The sequence below is a fragment of the Pseudomonas imrae genome (assembly GCF_046352735.2).
Lineage (GTDB): Bacteria > Pseudomonadota > Gammaproteobacteria > Pseudomonadales > Pseudomonadaceae > Aquipseudomonas > Aquipseudomonas imrae.
Window position 1 is genome coordinate 4941926 of the sequence record NZ_CP110853.2, and the last position, 18399, is coordinate 4960324.

Below are 18399 nucleotides of genomic sequence, written 5' to 3' on the forward strand. Positions count from 1 at the left end.
GAAGGCTATGAAATGAAAAGCAAAACCATCCGTCGCTGGTCCTTTATCCACACGTGGACCAGCCTCATCTGCACCGTATTCCTGCTGATGCTGGCCCTCACCGGGTTGCCGCTGATCTTTCACCACGAGATCGATCACCTGCTGGGCAACGAGCCCGAACTCAAGCAGATGCCAGCCGATACGCCGCAACTCAATCTCGAACAACTGGTGAGCGCAGCGCTGGCTCATCGACCCGGTGAGGCCATGCAGTACCTGGCCTGGGACGAGGATGACAAGAACGGCGTGATCGCGATCATGGCGGCCACCGCGGGTACCGAGCCCAACTCGTCCCACACGTTCATGCTCGACGCCCGCACCGGGGAGAGCGTGGAGATGCCGTCGGCCAATGGCGGCTTGACGATGTTCCTGCTGCGTCTGCATGTAGACATGTTCGCCGGTCTGCCGGGCAAATTGCTGCTGGCGTTCATGGGCCTGTTGTTTGTACTGGCGATTATCTCCGGCACGGTGTTGTACCTGCCGTTCATGCGCCGCCTGAAATTCGCCACCGTACGCCAGGACAAATCCACACGCCTGCGCTGGCTTGACCTGCATAACCTGATCGGTGTGGTCACGCTGACCTGGGCACTGGTGGTGGGGGTCACCGGCGTGATCAGCGCCAGCGCGGACCTGATTATCGCCGCCTGGCGCAGTGACAGCCTTACGGCGATGGTCGCGCCTTACAAAAATGCCGCGCCGCTGACCTCACGCGCCCCCGCCACTACCCTGCTGAAGATTGCCGAACAGGCTGCGCCCGGCATGACACCGGACTTTATCGCCTTCCCCGGCACGCGCTTTTCCAGCGAGCACCACTACGCCGTCTTCATGAAGGGCAGCACCCACCTGACTTCACACCTGCTGACTCCAGTACTGATCGACGCCAGCAACCTGCAAGTGACCGCCGTCGGCGAACGACCGTGGTACCTGGATGCCATGGGCATGTCCCAGCCCCTGCACTTTGGCGACTACGGCGGCATGCCAATGAAAATCCTCTGGGCGGTGCTCGATGTGTTGACCATTATCGTGCTGGGTAGCGGCGTATACCTGTGGCTGGTGCGACGCAAGGCGGCCAAGGCATGAAGCCCCGGCAGTCGAGTTTCTGGAAGGTGTTCGGGGTGCCGCTGGCCATTGGTGTGCTGAGCGCGGCGGGTCTGTTCGCCGCGCTGCTGGGGGATGGGTTGTGGGATTCATTGAGCTGGATCGGCCTGGGCATACCCGTGGCTATTGGAACATGGGCATTGCGCAGCAAGCGACCCAGCCGACGGTTTAAGCCTTAAGGCAGGTGGCAGGGGGAACAACGCAACAATCTGCGCCACCAGACGCGTTCTTATCTGCCGGTCCTCGCGCAACCCCAGCGACCTACTCATGCGCCGCCTCCAGGCCTGGCTCCAGCGGTGCGGCGGCCTTGCGTTTGCCTACCCCGTACCAATCCAGTTTGCGTGTCAGCACCATCACCGTACCCAACAGGCCGAACAGCAGCAGCGAGCCCATCAGCAACGCGTAATCCTCGGCGCTCAACAACCCGTACAGCAAGCCATACAACGCCGCCAGCCCCGCTGAAAATCCCAAGCCATGGACGACACTGCGCAGGACATGGCAGACATAAAAGCCAATCAACAACACGCAGGCACTGGCCGATATCAGGTACGCCAGGGCGAAGCCTAAGTGTTCGGACAACGACAACAGCAGCAGGTAGAAAAACGCCAGGGCGACCCCCACCAGCGCGTACTGGATCGGGTGTACAGCCAGGCTCTTGAGCACCTCGAAGAGGAAAAATCCGGCGAATGTCAGGGCGATAAACAACAGCGCATATTTGATCGCCCGATCGCTCTTGAGGTACTGGTCCACCGGGTCGATAAAGTTCACGCCAAAGCTGCGTCCGTTGAAATCCTCACAGCCACGTTCCGACAGGCAGCCGCGCAAGGCCTCTTCCAGGTTGGTGGAGAAAAACGAGGTCTGCCAGTTGGCGCTGAAGCCTTGATCAGTGATTTCACGCTGGGCCGGCAGGAAGTTGCCGACAAAGCTGGGATGAGGCCAGTTGGACGTCAGCTTGACCTGACTGGTCTTGCCCACCGGCAACACTTGCAACTGTTCGGTGCCTTGCAGGCGCAGGTCGAAGGCAAAATCCAGCGATGCCGGTTTTTTGCTGTCGAGCACCGGCAGTTGCACACTCACGCCTTCACCCAGCCATGGGGTTTGCGTACCTGGGGTGAACTCCAGGCGCTGGCTGCCCAGTTCCAGCGTCAGGGCATTTTCGATGCCACGGATGTCGCTGATGCCCACTGCCAGAAACGCCGGGTCAAACTGGTAGTCGGCAAAGTTCTCCTTGATGCCCAACTGTTCCGGCAACACAAAACGACCGCTGATGCGGTTGTCGGCATGGAACAGCCGTGCCTGATAAATCCCCCGCGCTCGCAGTTCGGTCTGCACCTGGCCGTCGAGTTCAAAGTGCTCCGGCAGGAAGTACAGACGCCCGCGCACCTCGCGGGTTTCCTCGTAGCGCTTGTTGAGCTTTTCGTTGAGTTTCCACTCACGCACGGTCTTGCGGTACGGCACCACCATCACCGGCCCGCTCACCTGCTGGCTGTAGCTGGAGCTGCGGGCAATGTCCATCAATACGCCGTCGCGCAGTTGCTGGCGTTCATTGATGATGCCGTCGATCATCAGCAACGGAATCAGCAACAGCAGGATCAGCAGCGCGATAGCGCCCAGTTTGAATAGCAGGCTGCGGTTCATGGGTCTCTCCCTGTTTTGATGAGGGAGAGTCTGCGAGCCGACTGTGGGTAATTTATGAGGGCAATGTGGAGACTGTGTGGAGATGCAGCACAACCTGCACGCCACCGGGCACGTTGCCGATCTGCAATGAGCCGCCGTGTAACTTCACGACTTCTTCGACAAAATTCAGGCCCAGGCCCGTGCTCTTGCGACCATTGGCCGGACGCGGCAAGGAATAGAAACGCTCGGTCAGTCGCGGCAAGGCGTATTCGGGAATCGCTTCGGCCTGGTTGAACAGACTGACATGTACATCCTTGCGCTGCACCTGGACGCTGAAACGCAAGGTGCCGCCCGGCGGGGTGAAATCCAGGGCATTTTCCAGCAGATTGCCCAAGGCCTGGCGCAGCAGGAAAGGTTCGCCAAACAGTTTCACGTCGGCATCGATCAAGCACTCGATCTGCAAGCCGGCCTGTTCGATCCGCGCGCACTGCGCCTTGAGCACTTCATCCACCAAGGCGGCCAAAGGCACTGCAATTTGCTGCTCCAGGCCCTGGCGCTGCTCGACCTGGGCCAGGTTCAACAAACGCTCGATCAACTGCTGCAAACGCGCACTTTCACTGGCGATATTGCCGACAAACCGTTGCTGCTGGGCCGGGGTCATCTGCCCCTGCAACAGCTCCGCCGCACCGCGAATCGCCGCCAGCGGGCTTTTCAGCTCGTGGGTCAGGGTATGCACGTAACGTTCGACGTAGGCCTTGCCCTCCAGTTGCGTGCGCATGTGTTCCACCGCCGTGGACAGTTGCTCAAGCTCACCGCCGCGATAGTGCGGCAACTCGGCACGCCGGCCTTCGCTGACCGCCTGTGCGTAAGTGGTCAGGCGGTGCAGCGCGACACTCAACCACCACGACAACAACGCCCCCAGCAGCAACCCCAGCGCCACCAGCCCGGCGCCGTACCACAGCAAACGGCGTTCGGTGCGGTCGACATAGGGTTGCAGCGAACTGTTGGGCTTGGCCACGGTGACCACGCCGATGATCTGCCCGTTATCGCGGATCGGCGCACCGACGTGCATCACCGACGAGGCCGGATCTTCGGCATTGCTGCGGGTCGAACGTGCACCGTATTCACCGCGCAGGGTCAGGTAGACATCGTTCCATTTCGAATAATCCTGGCCCAGCGCCGCGCCGCTGGAATCGAGCAGCACGATACCCTTGGCGTCGGTGACATAGATGCGATGGTTGACCTGATTCTTTGCCAGGCCCCAGATGGTCGCACCCGGCTGTCTCTCCCCGTAAGCCTTGAGCATGGTCGGCCAGTGGCTCTGGCCCAGGGTGCCGTTCCGGACGTCGTCACGCAGGACTTCGGCCAGCAGGTTGGCGGTGTCCACCAGGGTTTCCTCGGTGGATTGGCGCACGCCGGGGCGAATCTCCTTCATCACCGTGTTCAGCACAAAATAGCCGGTCAAGCCGATAAACAGCGCGTACACCAGGAATATCCGCAACCCCAGGCGCATCAGGCGTGGCTCGGGCTGTAGCTGTAACCCAGGCCCCGGTGGGTCTGGATCGGCTCGGCATGCAGGGCGACGCCACGCAACTTGCTGCGCAGGCTCTTGATGTGGCTGTCGATATTGCGCTCGTAACCGGCATCGGCGGGCACGCCCACCGCATCCAGCAACTGTTCGCGGCTGAACACCCGCTCGGGTTGCTCCAGCAGGCAGTTGAGCAAGCGGAATTCATGACGGGTAAGGTTCAGGGCCTGGCCGCGATACTGGATCTGTACCCGCTCCGGGTCCACCTGGAACAGGCCGGTGCCGCCTGGGGCCACGACGGGTGAAACACGCTTGAGGATCGCCTTTACCCGCGCCGCCACTTCACGTGGGCTGAAGGGCTTGACTACATAATCGTCGGCGCCGATCTCCAGGCCCACCACGCGATCAATTTCAGCATCCCGGGCACTGAGGAACATCACCGGCACTTCGGTGAAACGGCGCAGTTGCTTGCAGGTTTCAAACCCGCTGATGTCCGGCAAGCCGATGTCGAGGATGATCAAGTCGGCGGGTGTCTGGCGCTGATGTTCCAGCGCGCCCTGGCCCAGGGTCAGCCAAGTTGTGGTGAAGCCTTCGCCCTGCAGGGCAAAAACCAACGTGTCGGCTATTGCCGCTTCGTCTTCGACAATCAGGATATGAGGCATGGCGTCCTGGCACAGGGGAGGCAAAGGTGAACGGTGCCCCATGCCTCATTGCGCGTCAATCAGCAGTCGGGCTTATCAGCCGTGTAACGACGGGCCGGGTTCACGGCCGCATCGAACTCGCGCAGCGCCTTGGCGCCGATCAATAGCGGATAGTTGAAACTGCTGCGGTCAGTGAGGTTGACCTCCACCGTACGCTTGACCTTGCCCAGGCACATCTCCAGTTCCACCACCGGGCGCTTGGCCACGCTCACGTCATCTTTTTCGTCTTCTTCGTCGGCACGGTTCTTGATCTTGCTGATGCGCGCGACCTTGTGTTCATAAACCTTGTTGCTCGCACCCTTGTCACTGAGGCGAAAACGTACCCAATCCTCGCCATCGCGGGTGAAGGTTTCGATGTCCCGGGCCGACAGCGAAGCCGTCAGCGCGCCGGTGTCCATCTTGGCCTTGAAGGTTTCACCGATTTCCGGCAACTGGATGTATTCGTAGCGCCCGTACAAGGTGGGCTCGGCGGCCATGATCGGCAAGGCGACGAGAGATAACAGGGCAAGGAGGGATTTCACGTCTGAGGTTTCCTTGAAGTAAGTAGGCAAATACTAGACTGCAAACGCAGCCCAAAGTTGGATCTTTGCCCAGCATACCCAACACAAAGTGAAACATTCGTCAGGCGATTTGCGATTTGGCCTCTAGACTCAAGCTGCTTATCATGGCCAGCCCAACCGTTTTCAAGAGTTACTTATGCGCCGCCTGCTCACCGGCTGTTTCGTCACACTGCTGCTGTTGCTCAACACGCTAATCCTGATCGGCCCGCTGATGGTGTTCGCCCTGCTCAAGCTGGTGGCGCCCGGGCGCTGGCGTGACCATGCCTCGGGAGCGGTGATGTGGATCGCCGAAACCTGGGCCGAAATCGACAAGCTGATCTTCGCCCTGTGCATCCCCACCCAATGGGACATCCGTGGCGGCGATGGCCTGCGCAGCGACACTTCATACCTGGTGATCAGCAATCACCAATCCTGGGTCGATATCCCGGCGCTGATCCAGACCCTCAACCGACGTACGCCGTTCTTCAAGTTCTTCCTGAAAAAGGAACTGATCTGGGTACCCTTCCTGGGGTTGGCCTGGTGGGCGCTGGATTACCCGTTCATGAAGCGCTACACCAAGGCGTTCCTGGCCCGGCATCCGGAACTGGCGGGGCAAGACCTGAAAATCACCAAGCAAGCCTGCGAGCTGTTCAAGCGCCAGCCGGTGACCGTGGTCAATTACCTGGAAGGCACGCGCTTTACCGAAGCCAAGCGCACGCAACAAGACTCACCCTTCACCCGCCTGCTCAAGCCCAAGGCTGGCGGCGTGGCGTTCGTGCTGGCGGCGATGGGCGAACAGCTGGACGCGATCCTCGATGTCACCGTGGTTTATCCACAGGACAGGATTCCGGGTTTCTGGGATTTGATCAGCGGCGCGGTGCCCCGCGTGATCGTCGATATCCGCACCCGCGAGCTGGATCCAGCGTTGTGGCAGGGGGATTACGAAAACGATCCGGCATTTCGCCAGACCGTCCAGAACTGGGTCAACCAGCTCTGGATGGAGAAGGATGCGCGCATCGAAGCACTGCGCGCCGGGCACATTTAGCTGCCGGTGCCCCAGGCCTGGGCCAGCTTGCCCAACAGGGAGCTGTCGGCACCCTGGCCGCCCAGGTACTGGAGGATCACCGGGGCAAACTTGCCGACCATGCCACTGTCCATACCCAGCGCACTGAACGCGGTGTTCAGGTCATTGGTGGTCTTCACGTTACCCAACAGGCCATCCAAGCCCGAAATCTTGCTGCCGCCTTCCTGGCCAAGCACGCCACTCAGTGCCCCGAGGCTGCCAAGGGCGTTACCGCCTGCGAGCTTGTCCAGGCCTGGTACGTTCTTGGTCAGCTGCGAATAATCACCGCCACCCAATTGGTTCTTGGCCAGCCCCAGCATGGCGCCGGTGCCGCCCACGGCCTGCTCGGGGGTGACGTTCAGCTGTGATGTCAGGGCACTCAACAAACCGGCGGTTTCGGTGGTCGGCGCTGCGGCTGCCGCTTTGTTGTTACCTTGGGCACCGGAAACGGCATTGGCTACGTCACCCAGGCTGAAGCCCGCTGCGAACGCCGGGCCGGCCGCCACGCTCAGCAAGCAGGACAAGGCAAAACCGCGTGAAATCTTCATGAATGCAACCTCGAGAAATAGGAGAGCTAAAGCAGGCGTTGGACTGGCTCCCCCGTGCATTGTTCCCGGTGGCAGATTAGTTCAGAAAACCCGGCCACACGGCGCCAAACGCAAATGGGCGACCCAAGGGTCGCCCATTTGCCTGGCCTGCGCTTATGCCGCGCTGAACAGCTTGTGTGGATCGATCACAAATTTCTTCGGTACACCGGCATCGAATTCGCCGTAGCCACGTGGCGCGTCATCCAGGCTGATCACCTGCACCCCTACGATCTCGGCAATATTGATGCGATCCCACATGATCGCCTGCATCAGTTGGCGGTTGTACTTCATCACCGGGGTCTGGCCGGTGTGGAAGCTGTGGGACTTGGCCCAGCCCAGGCCAAAGCGAATGCTCAGGCTGCCCATTTTCGCGGCAGCGTCGACAGCGCCAGGATCTTCGGTCACATACAGGCCCGGGATACCGATCTTGCCCGCCACGCGCACCACGCCCATCAGCGAGTTGAGCACGGTGGCCGGAGCTTCAGCCTTGACGCCTTCATGCCCATGACCACGCGCTTCGAAGCCAACCGCGTCAACGGCGCAATCGACTTCCGGCTCGCCCAACAGTGCAGCGATCTGTTCGTGCAACGGGGTGTCGTTGGACAGGTCGGCAATTTCAAAACCCTGGGCCTTGGCGTGGGCCAGGCGGATCGGGTTGACGTCGCCGATGATCACCACCGCCGCCCCCAACAGCCGCGCCGAAGCCGCAGCGGCCAGGCCGACAGGGCCGGCGCCGGCAATGTAGACGGTGCTGCCTGGGCCTACGCCTGCAGTCACTGCACCGTGGTAGCCGGTGGGAAGGATATCGGAGAGGCAGGTCAGGTCACGGATCTTCTCCATGGCCTTGTCGCGATCCGGCAGTTTCAACAGGTTGAAGTCGGCGTAAGGCACCAACGCGTATTCCGCCTGGCCGCCGGTCCAGTCGCCCATATCGACGTAACCATAGGCACCGCCTGGTCGCGCCGGGTTGACGCTCAGGCACACGCCGGTGTGCATTTCCTTGCAGGAGCGGCAACGCCCGCAGGCGACGTTGAACGGCACCGAGACCAGGTCACCGATTTTCAGGTTCTCGACGTCGCTGCCCTTCTCGATGACTTCACCGGTAATTTCGTGCCCCAGCACCAGGCCGGTCTGGGCGGTGGTGCGACCGCGCACCATGTGTTGGTCGGAGCCGCAGATGTTGGTGGAAACCACGCGCAGGATAACGCCGTGTTCAATCTTCCTGCCCCGGGGGTCCTGCATTTTTGGATAGTCGATTTTCTGTACTTCGACCTGGCCGTTGCCCAGATACACGACACCACGATTACCAGACATGCTTTCACCTCGCTGTTGTTTTTATGGAACCGCGTTGCCTCTTGGGTGGCAGCGCGTTAAGTGCTCGGGTACAGATGCTGTTGCTTGTGTTGTTGCTGATGGCCTCATCGGGAGCAAGCCCCCTCCCACATTTTGGAGTGCGTTTCCCTGTGGGAGGGGCTTGGCAGTCAGAGCACCACCGTCCGATTGGCATTCAAGAAAACCCGCCGCTCGATGTGATACCCCACCGCACGAGCCAATGTCAGCCCTTCAATATCCCGCCCCTTGGCGATCAGATCCTCGGGGTAGTGGCTGTGATCCACCACCTCCACGCCCTGGGCGATGATCGGGCCTTCATCCAGGTCGTTATTGATGTAATGCGCGGTGGCGCCCACCAGTTTCACACCCTTGTTGTAGGCCTGGTGATACGGCTTGGCGCCCTTGAACCCCGGCAGCAACGAGTGGTGGATGTTGATGGCCTTGCCGTCGAGCTTGCGGCACAGCTCCGGCGACAGCACTTGCATGTAGCGCGCAAGGATCACCAGTTCGGCGCCGGTGTCTTCCACCACTTGCCATACCTGACGTTCCTGGGACGGTTTGTCGTTGGGGTCGAGGGGAAAGTGGTAGTAGGGAATCTGATGCCAGTCGGCCAAGGGTTTGAGATCTGGGTGGTTGGACACCACCGCGACCACGTCCATCGACAGTTGGCCGATGCGCTGGCGGTAGAGCAGATCATTCAGGCAGTGATCGGCCTTGGAGACCATGATCACCACTTTTGGCCGGTAGTTCGGCGCGACAAGTTCGAAGATCATCCCGAAAGCTTCACCACGCGTGGCCAGGCCATCGCGGAACGCCTGTTCATCGAAACCGTCGGGCTGACGGAACTCCACGCGAATGAAGAAACGGCCCGAGAGCCGATCATCAAAGGAATGGTGTTCGGTGACGTAGCAGCCCTGTTCGAACAGGTAGCGAGTGACCGCGTCCACCGTGCCGAGCACGCTGGGGCAGTCGGCGGTCAAGATCCATGTATCAGGTGCGCGGCTCATGATGCGGTGGCTCCTTGAATACGATGGGGTGTCAGGGGGATCGCCCCCTCACCCTAACCCTCTCCCCAGAGGGGCGAGGGGACTGACCGAGGTGTTCGGTCTTTATGCTGCAACCTGCAATATCGAGTCGAACTCAAGCCTGGAAAACGACCGAGATCAGCCCCCTATGCCCTCCGGGGAGAGGGTTGGCCCTCAGGCTTGGACGCTCAACCCAAATTCGGCCGAGGCATCCTGCAACCACAACCACCAGTAATCCGAGAAGCTGCGACGAATCAGCAGTTCCCAGGTGTCTTCAGCGGTATGGCGGATTACCAATTGCGACTTGGCGAACACCGTGCCCACCGCCTTGCCCACCGGGAAGTTGTCGGGGTGCACGTCGTAGCTGGTGGACTTCATCAGCACGTCGCGTACGTTCGGGCCACTGAGTTCGAGAATCTGCTGTCCACCGCTGACATTGACGATCTGGATATGCAACTCACCCAGGGCTTCACGCAGGCTTTTTTCGGCGGCGAATTCTTCACCGCCGGGGACGATCAGCAACCACTCATCCGGGCCGAGCCATTGCAGGCTGGTTTGGTCTTTGACGATTACTGCCAGGGCGCCGGGAAGTTCGATTCCCAGGGCCTTGTGCACACCGGCGCAGAATGCGGCGTCATGGCCATCGCCACGGATAGTGAGGTGGCCGAGGAGTTTCTTTTCACGCACGGTCACGCCAGCGTTCTTGCGACCCTTGCCCACCAGGCTGGCGAGGTCGGCATGGTGCAACGACGACTCGGCCTTGGCGCCGGTGGTGGGGCGTTGTTGGTAAACATTGGCTGCTGTCATAAAGCACCTTTCCTGAATTCTGTTGTGCGGCTACTGGCGCCATCGGGAGCAAGCCCCCTCCCACATTTTGAAATGCATTCACCTGTGGGAGCGTGCTTGCTCGCGATGGCCGCGACTCGATCTATCAGATGTTCTGCCGCTCACCTTTCGGGTCGAAGAACACCGAGGAAACAATCTCTGCCTCGATCACGCTGCCATCTGCCTGCGGCGAAAACACCCGTTCGCCGATACGCTTCAAGCCGCCCTTGACCACCGCCATCGCAAACGAATAGCCCAGGGAGTTGTGCGCATAACTTGAGGTGACGTGACCCACCATCTTCATCGGGATCGTCTGCTTCGGATCGAACACCAACTGCGCGCCTTCCGGCAGCCACACCTTCGGATCAATCGGCTTGAGACCCACAAGCTGCTTGCGTTCTTCACGCACACAGTCTTCGCGGTTCATCCCGCGCCAGCCAATCCACGAGAACGGCTTGGTGCGACCCACACACCAACCCATGTTCAAGTCGTCCGGGGTCATCGAACCATCGGTGTCTTGCCCGACAATGATGAAGCCCTTCTCGGCCCGCAGTACGTGCATGGTCTCGGTGCCGTACGGGGTCAGGTTGTACTTTTTGCCGGCTTCGACGATCTGTTCCAGCACGCCCATGGCGTAGTCGGCCTGCACGTTGACTTCGTATGACAGTTCGCCGGTAAACGAGATGCGGAACACGCGCGCCGGTACACCGCCCACCAGGCCTTCTTTCCAGGTCATGAACGGGAAGCCGTCCTTGTCCAGGTCGATGTCGGTGACTTCGCTCAACAGCTTGCGGCTGTTGGGCCCGGACAACGTCATCGTCGCCCAGTGGTCAGTGACCGAGGTGAAGTACACCTTGAGGTCCGGCCATTCGGTCTGCTGATAGATTTCCAGCCACTGCAACACACGCGCCGCGCCGCCAGTGGTGGTGGTCATCAGGAAGTGGTTGTCGGCCAGACAGGCAGTGACGCCGTCGTCGAACACCATGCCATCTTCCTTGCACATCAGGCCGTAGCGGGCCTTGCCCACGTCGAGCTTGGTCCAGGCGTTGCTGTAGATGCGGTTGAGAAACTCGCGGGCATCCGGACCCTGGATATCAATCTTGCCGAGGGTCGAGGCGTCCAGCAGGCCGACGCTGTCGCGCACTGCCAGGCATTCGCGTTTGACCGCGGCATGCAGGTCTTCACCGTTGCGCGGGAAGTACCAGGGGCGCTTCCACTGGCCGACGTCTTCAAACTCGGCGCCGTTTTTCACGTGCCAGGCTTGCAGTGCGGTGTAGCGCACCGGCTCGAAGATATGCCCACAGTGACGCCCTGCAATCGCGCCGAAGGTTACCGGCGTGTAGTTGGGACGGAACATGGTGGTGCCCATCTGCGGGATGGTCACGTTCAGGGATCGGGCGGCAATGGCCAGGCCGTTGACGTTGCCCAACTTGCCCTGGTCAGTGCCGAAGCCCAGCGCAGTGTAGCGTTTGACGTGTTCCACCGACTCAAAACCTTCACGGGTCGCCAGCTCGATAGCCGCGGCGGTCACGTCGTTCTGCAGGTCGACAAATTGCTTGGGCGCCCGTGCCGTGGTTTTTTCATGCGGCACCTGGAACAGCGCCAGAGTTGGCTCCTCCAGACGGCTCAAGGCTTTGGGCAGCACACCCTCTACTGGTGCAAAACCGGCTTCGCTGGCCGCGCGCACGCCGCCCTCAAAACCGTCTGCCAAGGAATCACCGAGGCCGTACACGCCATTGATGCCACCGACGCACACACGTTTCTGTGGTGCTTCGCCCGGTACGAAACCCAGAATGTCTTCACGCCAGGTCGGCTTGCCGCCCAGGTGCGAGGCAAGGTGGACCACCGGACTGTAGCCGCCGGAACTGGCTACCAGGTCGCAGTCCAGCCACTCGCCGGGGCTGGTGACTTTATGGGCCTTGACATCAATCGCAGCGACGCGCACGCCGGTCACGTGCTTGCTGCCACGCGCCTCGATCACGGCGCTGCCGGTGAGGATGCGAATACCTTTGGCGCGGGCCTCTTCCACCAGCGCGCCACGCGGGTTGTGGCGTGCATCGGCGACGGCGACCACTGAAAGGCCGGCGTCGAACCAGTCCAACGCAACACGGTAGGCATGGTCGTTGTTGGTCGACAACACCAGTTTCTTGCCCGGTGCCACGCCGTAGCGACGCACGTAAGTGGAGACCGCACCCGCGAGCATGTTGCCCGGCACATCGTTGTTGCCGTACACCAGCGGACGTTCGCACGCACCGGTCGCCAGCACTACGCGCTTGGCACGTACGCGATGAATACGCTGACGCACCACGCCAATCGGCGCACGGTCACCGAGGTGATCGGTGAGGCGCTCGTGAATGGTCAAAAAATTATGATCGTGATAGCCATTGACGGTGGCGCGGGGCAGCAGCACCACGTCCGGCAGGGCCTTGAGCTCAGCGATCACGCTGGCGACCCATTCGGTGGCAGGCTTGCCGTCGAGGCTTTCGCGGGAGTCCAGCAGCGAACCGCCGAACTCTTCCTGCTCATCGGCAATGACTACCCGGGCACCGCTGCGCGCGGCCGCGAGTGCAGCAGCCAGGCCGGCAGGGCCGGCGCCGACTACCAGCACGTCGCAGTGACGGTTGAAGTTGTCGTAAGTGTCCGGATCGTTTTCAGTCGGTGAGCGACCCAGCCCGGCGGCCTTGCGAATGTACTTCTCGTAGGTCATCCAGAACGATTGCGGGTACATGAAGGTTTTGTAGTAGAAACCCGGTGGCATCAGCTTGCCGCCGACTTTGCCGAGAATGCCCATCATGTCGTTGTTGACGCTCGGCCAGCCGTTGGTGCTGGTGGCAACCAGGCCCTGATACAACGCCTGCTGCGTAGCGCGCACGTTGGGAATCTGGGTGGCTTCAGTGGCGCCGATCTGCAGCACCGCGTTCGGCTCCTCGGCACCGGCGGCAAAGATGCCCCGTGGACGCGAGTATTTGAAGCTACGACCAATAATGTCGACGCCGTTGGCCAGCAAGGCAGCAGCCAGAGTGTCGCCTTCATAGCCTTTGTAGCTCTGGCCGTTGAAGGTGAAGGTCAGGACTTTATTACGGTCGATCCGGCCACCGTTGGACAGGCGATTGATCTGGCTCATACCTTCTCTCCAGAAGCCTTGGCGGTGAATTGCGGCTGGGTGCCAATCTTGTAGGTTTCAAGAATTTCGTAGGTGACGGTGTCGCGGGTGGCGTTGAAATACTGGCGGCAACCGGCGGCATGGATCCACAACTCGTGATGCAGGCCGCGGGGGTTGTCGCGAAAGAACATGTAGTCGCCCCACTCTTCATCTGTGCAGGCATTGGGGTCCAGCGGACGCGGAATATGCGCCTGGCCGGAAGCGTGGAATTCCTCTTCGGAGCGCAGTTCGCCACAGTGAGGACAGAAGATATGCAACATAGGAATTTCTCCTGTTAGTGGGCGACAGCCGCAGCGCCGTGTTCGTCGATCAACGCACCGTTGTGGAAACGGTCGATGGAAAAAGGTGCGGCCAGCGGGTGCATTTCACCCTTGGCCAGGCTGGCGGCAAACACGTTGCCCGAGCCCGGCGTGGCCTTGAAGCCACCGGTGCCCCAACCGCAGTTGAAGAACATATTTGGCACCGGCGTCTTGGAGATGATCGGGCAGGCATCCGGCGTGGTGTCGACGATGCCGCCCCATTGGCGGTTCATGCGCACCCGCGAGAGCACCGGGAACATCTCGACGATGGCCTGGATGGTGTGCTCGATCACCGGGTACGAGCCGCGCTGGCCGTAGCCGTTGTAACCGTCGATACCGGCACCGATGACCAGGTCGCCCTTGTCCGACTGGCTGATGTAGCCGTGTACGGCGTTGGACATGATCACACTGTCGATAATCGGCTTGATCGGCTCCGACACCAACGCTTGCAGCGGGTGGGATTCGATCGGCAGGCGGAAACCCGCAAGCCCGGCCATATGCCCGGAGTTACCCGCCGTCACCACACCGACGCGCTTGGCGCCGATAAAACCCTTGTTGGTTTCCACGCCGATGCACACGCCGTTTTCCTTGCGAAAACCGATGACCTCGGTCTGCTGGATCAGGTCCACGCCGAGTGCGTCAGCCGCACGGGCAAAGCCCCAGGCCACGGCATCGTGACGGGCCACACCGCCGCGCCGTTGCACGGTGGCGCCAAGGACCGGGTAGCGAGTGTTTTTCGAGCAGTCGAGGTAGGGAATCTCATCGGCCACTTGCTGGGCATTGAGCAGTTCGCCATCGACACCATTGAGGCGGTTGGCGCTGACGCGTCGCTCGGAATCGCGAATATCCTGCAGGGTGTGGCACAAGTTGTAGACGCCGCGCTGGGAGAACATCACGTTGTAGTTCAGGTCCTGGGACAGGCCTTCCCACAGTTTCATCGCATGTTCGTAAAGGTGCGCCGATTCGTCCCACAGGTAGTTGGATCGAACGATAGTGGTGTTGCGCGCGGTGTTACCACCACCCAGCCAACCTTTCTCGACCACGGCCACATTAGTGATGCCGTGCTCTTTGGCCAAGTAGTAAGCGGTAGCCAGACCATGCCCGCCACCGCCGACGATGACCACGTCGTAGACCTTTTTCGGCGTGGGCGTACGCCACATGCGCTGCCAGTTTTCATGATGGCTGAGTGAGTGCTTGAAGAGGCCGAAACCTGAGTAGCGTTGCATAGTCATTACTCCAAAACCGCGCTCAGCGATAAACCGGGAAATCAGCGCACAGGGCGGACACATGCTTGGCCACATTGGCCTCGACATCGGCATCGCCGAGGTTGTCGAGGATGTCGCAGATCCAGCCAGCCAGCTCGATGCACTGCGCCACTTTGAAACCACGGGTGGTCACCGCCGGCGTACCGATGCGCAGGCCCGAGGTCACGAACGGCGACTGCGGGTCATTGGGCACCGCGTTCTTGTTGACGGTGATGTGCGCACGACCGAGGGCGGCGTCCGCCTCTTTGCCGGTAAGGCCCTGACGAATCAGGCTGACCAGGAACAGATGGTTATCGGTACCGCCGGACACTACATCGTAGCCGCGCTGGATAAACACGCCGGCCATGGCCTGGGCGTTATCGATCACCTGTTGCTGATAGACCTTGAAGCCGGGTTCCTGGGCTTCCTTGAAGCACACCGCCTTGCCAGCGATCACGTGCATCAGCGGGCCGCCCTGGGCGCCGGGGAATACCGCAGCGTTGAGCTTCTTTTCAATCTCTTCGTTGGCCTTGGCCAGGATCAGCCCGCCACGTGGACCGCGCAGGGTCTTGTGGGTGGTGGTGGTGACCACGTCGGCATATGGCAGCGGGTTCGGGTACAGGCCGGCGGCGACCAGGCCGGCGACGTGGGCCATGTCGACGAACAGCAGCGCACCGACCTTGTCGGCAATCTGGCGGAAGCGCGGGAAATCCAGGGTCTTGGAATAGGCGGAGAAACCGGCAACGACCATCTTCGGCTGGTGCTCGACGGCCAGGCGCTCGACTTCGTCGTAGTCGATCAGGCCGGTGTCGGTATTGATCCCATATTGCACTGCGTTGTACAGCTTGCCCGAAGACGACACCTTGGCGCCGTGGGTCAGGTGGCCGCCGTGGGCCAGGCTCATGCCGAGGATGGTGTCACCGGCTTGCAGCAGGGCCAGGTACACCGCGCTGTTGGCGGATGAGCCCGAATGCGGCTGGACGTTGGCGTAATCGGCACCGAACAGCTGCTTGGCGCGCTCGATGGCCAGGGCTTCAACCTTGTCCACGTGCTCACAGCCGCCGTAGTAGCGCTTGCCCGGGTAGCCTTCGGCGTATTTGTTGGTGAGGCCGCTGCCTTGGGCCTCCATGACGCGCTTGCTGGTGTAGTTCTCCGACGCGATCAGCTCGATATGATCTTCCTGACGCTGCTCCTCGGCATTCATCGCCGCCAGCAGTGCGTCGTCATATCCCTGGATCTGGTCTTGTTTGCTGAACATCGCGTCTCTCCCAGCCTTTCGTATTGTTGAGGCCCGTGCAGGGCCCTTTGATGCGATGGTAGGGCTGGCGCAGACAGGTCAAATGCCTACGGACGCCACGCAAAGGTGCGTTTACGACATTGCACGAGCGCCACAGAACAAATGTGAGAGCGGGCTTGCTCCCACAAGGGGTTAGATGGTGATTTGGCGTACCACTAGCAACAGCAGGAAATGCAGCGGGTAAAGGGCATAGGCCCAGCGGCGCATGGCCGGGGGCGAGGCGTTTTTGCCATGTCGCAATAAGACCAACCCGGCCAAAGGCGCAATCAGGCACATCGCCAACCCCGACAGCGCCACGCCGTTGGCGCTATTGAGCAACATCTGCCATTGATTGGCAGCCACACACACCAACCCCGGTACCACACTGAAGTACCAGGGGCGACTGAACACCAACAGCATGGCCAGCGGCAGCAATACGCCGAAAAAACCGAACATCAGCTGTGTGGAGAATACAGCGGCCACTGTCACGGCAATCAGCGCCAATCCTCTGTCAAAAATCGCCTTCTGCTGCCAACCCCGCGCAACGAGCAAGCCCAGGGCCAGGGTCGGCAGCACGTTCAACGTATCGGCATCGGCGATAAACATCCGGTACGGTACTTCACTGATCAGACTGAACAGCAGCAACCACCCCAGGTACCGCCATCGACCGTTCACGGGCGCGTTTGCGACCCGCTGCAAATTGGCCGCAATCGCCAGGCAAAACCACGGGAACGCCAGCCGGCCAGGGACATACAGCCCATCGAGGCTCAAGCCGACATAGCGCAGGTGATCGAGCACCATGCACAGCAGCGCCAGCCATTTCAGCAAATCCAAAGCGCCATCACGGACACGTCCGACAGGCATCGTTTCAGTACCGTGCATAATTCCCCAACGACTTTGCATTTACAGTACGTGCGTGCGCCAGACATTCTTGGTTAAAGTGCGCACCAACATCGACCACAGGAACGGGCCATGACCGACAAGAGCCAACAATTCGCCAGTGACAACTATTCCGGCATCTGCCCGGAGGCCTGGGCTGCCATGGAACTCGCCAACCAGGGCCATCAACGCGCCTATGGCGATGATGAATGGACCCACCGCGCCGCCGACGGTTTCCGCAAACTGTTCGAAACCGATTGCGAAGTATTCTTCGCCTTCAACGGCACCGCCGCAAACTCCCTGGCCCTGTCTTCACTGTGCCAGAGCTACCATAGCGTGATTTGCTCGGAAACTGCCCACGTCGAAACCGACGAATGCGGCGCGCCGGAGTTTTTCTCCAACGGCTCCAAGCTGCTCACCGCGCGTACCGAAAACGGCAAGCTGACCCCCGAATCAATCCGCGAGATCGCCCTCAAGCGCCAGGATATCCACTACCCCAAGCCCCGCGTGGTGACCCTGACCCAGGCCACCGAAGTCGGCAGCGTGTACACCCCAGAAGAAATCCGCGCCATCAGCGCCACCTGCAAGGAACTGGGCCTGAACCTGCACATGGACGGCGCGCGTTTCTCCAACGCCTGCGCATTCCTCGGGTGCTCGCCGGCGGACCTGACCTGGAAGGCGGGCGTGGACGTACTGTGCTTTGGCGGTACAAAAAACGGCATGGCCGTCGGCGAAGCGATCCTGTTCTTCAACCACAAACTGGCCGAAGACTTCGACTATCGCTGCAAACAGGCCGGCCAGCTAGCGTCGAAAATGCGCTTCTTGTCGGCCCCGTGGGTGGGCCTGCTGGAAAACGACGCCTGGCTCAAACACGCACGCCACGCCAACCACTGCGCCCAACTGCTGAGCAGCCTGGTGGCGGATATCCCCGGCGTGGAATTGATGTTTCCGGTGCAGGCCAACGGCGTATTCCTGCAACTCTCGGAGCCGGCCATCGCCGCGCTGACGGCCAAAGGCTGGCGCTTCTACACATTTATCGGCAAAGGTGGCGCACGTTTCATGTGTGCATGGGACACCGAAGAGGCCCGCGTGCGGGAACTGGCGGCAGACATCCGGGAAGTGATGGGCGCTTGATCGCTCGCCGCAACAGAATGCCCGCGATAGCAGGCATTCTGTTGGATCCACCC

The 18399-nt window shown here is 60.9% G+C and carries 17 protein-coding genes; 4 read left to right on the forward strand and 13 right to left on the reverse strand.

Going from position 1 to position 18399, the window contains the following annotated elements:
• Positions 1 to 12 precede the first annotated feature (12 nt).
• Together OQ460_RS22570 and OQ460_RS22575 are read left to right on the forward strand one after the other, a co-directional pair.
• The gene (locus OQ460_RS22570; protein ID WP_410019492.1) at positions 13 to 1116 is read left to right on the forward strand and encodes a PepSY-associated TM helix domain-containing protein; all 1104 of its coding nucleotides are present in this window, start codon (positions 13 to 15) and stop codon (positions 1114 to 1116) included.
• Positions 1113 to 1313 carry a hypothetical protein gene (locus OQ460_RS22575; protein WP_410019493.1) on the forward strand — a complete coding sequence of 67 codons (201 nt, stop codon included), beginning with the start codon at positions 1113 to 1115 and terminating at the stop codon, positions 1311 to 1313. The genes OQ460_RS22570 and OQ460_RS22575 overlap by 4 nt, the downstream gene beginning before the upstream one ends.
• A gap of 82 nt (positions 1314 to 1395) precedes the next feature.
• Here OQ460_RS22575 and creD read toward each other — a convergent pair whose 3' ends face one another.
• The 4 genes from creD to OQ460_RS22595 are packed head-to-tail and all read right to left on the reverse strand — an operon-like array spanning position 1396 to position 5501.
• On the reverse strand, positions 1396 to 2772 hold the full coding sequence (creD, locus tag OQ460_RS22580; protein WP_410019494.1) for a cell envelope integrity protein CreD: 1377 nt from the start codon (positions 2770 to 2772) through the stop codon (positions 1396 to 1398).
• A 52-nt stretch (positions 2773 to 2824) separates the two neighbouring features.
• Positions 2825 to 4264: a two-component system sensor histidine kinase CreC gene (gene creC, locus OQ460_RS22585; RefSeq protein WP_410019495.1), complete on the reverse strand. Its 1440-nt coding sequence runs from the start codon at positions 4262 to 4264 to the stop codon at positions 2825 to 2827.
• Positions 4264 to 4941, reverse strand: a complete 678-nt coding sequence (creB, locus tag OQ460_RS22590; protein WP_410019496.1) for a two-component system response regulator CreB — start codon at positions 4939 to 4941, stop codon at positions 4264 to 4266. Before creB ends, creC begins: the two co-directional genes overlap by 1 nt.
• Before the next feature lie 59 nt (positions 4942 to 5000).
• Positions 5001 to 5501: an ATP-dependent zinc protease gene (locus OQ460_RS22595; RefSeq protein ID WP_410019497.1), complete on the reverse strand. Its 501-nt coding sequence runs from the start codon at positions 5499 to 5501 to the stop codon at positions 5001 to 5003.
• Between the two features lie 175 nt (positions 5502 to 5676).
• Between OQ460_RS22595 and OQ460_RS22600 the strand changes: the two genes are divergently transcribed.
• Positions 5677 to 6564 (forward strand): acyltransferase, encoded by an 888-nt coding sequence (locus OQ460_RS22600; RefSeq protein ID WP_410019498.1) that lies wholly within the window; start codon positions 5677 to 5679, stop codon positions 6562 to 6564.
• Here the strand turns inward: OQ460_RS22600 and OQ460_RS22605 are convergent.
• From OQ460_RS22605 to OQ460_RS22645, 9 genes are all read right to left on the reverse strand, one after another.
• On the reverse strand, positions 6561 to 7130 hold the full coding sequence (locus OQ460_RS22605) for a DUF2780 domain-containing protein (RefSeq protein WP_410019499.1): 570 nt from the start codon (positions 7128 to 7130) through the stop codon (positions 6561 to 6563). The genes OQ460_RS22600 and OQ460_RS22605 overlap by 4 nt on opposite strands.
• A 153-nt stretch (positions 7131 to 7283) precedes the next feature.
• Positions 7284 to 8483: a formaldehyde dehydrogenase, glutathione-independent gene (fdhA, locus tag OQ460_RS22610; RefSeq protein ID WP_410019500.1), complete on the reverse strand. Its 1200-nt coding sequence runs from the start codon at positions 8481 to 8483 to the stop codon at positions 7284 to 7286.
• A 167-nt stretch (positions 8484 to 8650) separates the two neighbouring features.
• The gene (gene purU / locus OQ460_RS22615; protein WP_410019501.1) at positions 8651 to 9508 is read right to left on the reverse strand and encodes a formyltetrahydrofolate deformylase; all 858 of its coding nucleotides are present in this window, start codon (positions 9506 to 9508) and stop codon (positions 8651 to 8653) included.
• A 192-nt stretch (positions 9509 to 9700) separates the two neighbouring features.
• Positions 9701 to 10333 carry a sarcosine oxidase subunit gamma gene (locus OQ460_RS22620; RefSeq protein WP_410019502.1) on the reverse strand — a complete coding sequence of 211 codons (633 nt, stop codon included), beginning with the start codon at positions 10331 to 10333 and terminating at the stop codon, positions 9701 to 9703.
• A 124-nt stretch (positions 10334 to 10457) separates the two neighbouring features.
• Positions 10458 to 13475: a sarcosine oxidase subunit alpha gene (locus OQ460_RS22625; RefSeq protein WP_410019503.1), complete on the reverse strand. Its 3018-nt coding sequence runs from the start codon at positions 13473 to 13475 to the stop codon at positions 10458 to 10460.
• Positions 13472 to 13774 (reverse strand): sarcosine oxidase subunit delta, encoded by a 303-nt coding sequence (locus OQ460_RS22630; protein WP_410019504.1) that lies wholly within the window; start codon positions 13772 to 13774, stop codon positions 13472 to 13474. The genes OQ460_RS22625 and OQ460_RS22630 overlap by 4 nt, the downstream gene beginning before the upstream one ends.
• Positions 13775 to 13788: 14 nt before the next feature.
• The gene (locus tag OQ460_RS22635) at positions 13789 to 15039 is read right to left on the reverse strand and encodes a sarcosine oxidase subunit beta (RefSeq protein WP_410019505.1); all 1251 of its coding nucleotides are present in this window, start codon (positions 15037 to 15039) and stop codon (positions 13789 to 13791) included.
• A gap of 22 nt (positions 15040 to 15061) precedes the next feature.
• Complete coding sequence (glyA, locus tag OQ460_RS22640) at positions 15062 to 16315, reverse strand: serine hydroxymethyltransferase (protein WP_410019506.1); 1254 nt, start codon at positions 16313 to 16315, stop codon at positions 15062 to 15064.
• A gap of 171 nt (positions 16316 to 16486) precedes the next feature.
• Positions 16487 to 17215, reverse strand: coding sequence for a TraX family protein (locus tag OQ460_RS22645; protein ID WP_410019507.1), 729 nt, complete (start codon positions 17213 to 17215; stop codon positions 16487 to 16489).
• A 90-nt stretch (positions 17216 to 17305) separates the two neighbouring features.
• Between OQ460_RS22645 and OQ460_RS22650 the strand changes: the two genes are divergently transcribed.
• On the forward strand, positions 17306 to 18346 hold the full coding sequence (locus tag OQ460_RS22650) for a threonine aldolase family protein (protein ID WP_410019508.1): 1041 nt from the start codon (positions 17306 to 17308) through the stop codon (positions 18344 to 18346).
• The last annotated feature ends 53 nt before the right edge of the window (positions 18347 to 18399 follow it).

What these genes read in the sequence shown, in the direction of transcription:
- OQ460_RS22635 (WP_410019505.1), bottom strand. Translation starts at nt 15,039, where the DNA reads ATGCAACGCTACTCAGGTTTCGGCCTCTTCAAGCACTCACTCAGCCAT.
- OQ460_RS22645 (WP_410019507.1), bottom strand. Translation starts at nt 17,215, where the DNA reads ATGCACGGTACTGAAACGATGCCTGTCGGACGTGTCCGTGATGGCGCT.
- creD (WP_410019494.1), bottom strand. Translation starts at nt 2,772, where the DNA reads ATGAACCGCAGCCTGCTATTCAAACTGGGCGCTATCGCGCTGCTGATC.
- fdhA (WP_410019500.1), bottom strand. Translation starts at nt 8,483, where the DNA reads ATGTCTGGTAATCGTGGTGTCGTGTATCTGGGCAACGGCCAGGTCGAA.
- creC (WP_410019495.1), bottom strand. Translation starts at nt 4,264, where the DNA reads ATGCGCCTGGGGTTGCGGATATTCCTGGTGTACGCGCTGTTTATCGGC.
- OQ460_RS22650 (WP_410019508.1), top strand. Translation starts at nt 17,306, where the DNA reads ATGACCGACAAGAGCCAACAATTCGCCAGTGACAACTATTCCGGCATC.
- OQ460_RS22625 (WP_410019503.1), bottom strand. Translation starts at nt 13,475, where the DNA reads ATGAGCCAGATCAATCGCCTGTCCAACGGTGGCCGGATCGACCGTAAT.
- purU (WP_410019501.1), bottom strand. Translation starts at nt 9,508, where the DNA reads ATGAGCCGCGCACCTGATACATGGATCTTGACCGCCGACTGCCCCAGC.
- OQ460_RS22630 (WP_410019504.1), bottom strand. Translation starts at nt 13,774, where the DNA reads ATGTTGCATATCTTCTGTCCTCACTGTGGCGAACTGCGCTCCGAAGAG.
- glyA (WP_410019506.1), bottom strand. Translation starts at nt 16,315, where the DNA reads ATGTTCAGCAAACAAGACCAGATCCAGGGATATGACGACGCACTGCTG.
- creB (WP_410019496.1), bottom strand. Translation starts at nt 4,941, where the DNA reads ATGCCTCATATCCTGATTGTCGAAGACGAAGCGGCAATAGCCGACACG.
- OQ460_RS22575 (WP_410019493.1), top strand. Translation starts at nt 1,113, where the DNA reads ATGAAGCCCCGGCAGTCGAGTTTCTGGAAGGTGTTCGGGGTGCCGCTG.
- OQ460_RS22570 (WP_410019492.1), top strand. Translation starts at nt 13, where the DNA reads ATGAAAAGCAAAACCATCCGTCGCTGGTCCTTTATCCACACGTGGACC.
- OQ460_RS22605 (WP_410019499.1), bottom strand. Translation starts at nt 7,130, where the DNA reads ATGAAGATTTCACGCGGTTTTGCCTTGTCCTGCTTGCTGAGCGTGGCG.
- OQ460_RS22620 (WP_410019502.1), bottom strand. Translation starts at nt 10,333, where the DNA reads ATGACAGCAGCCAATGTTTACCAACAACGCCCCACCACCGGCGCCAAG.
- OQ460_RS22600 (WP_410019498.1), top strand. Translation starts at nt 5,677, where the DNA reads ATGCGCCGCCTGCTCACCGGCTGTTTCGTCACACTGCTGCTGTTGCTC.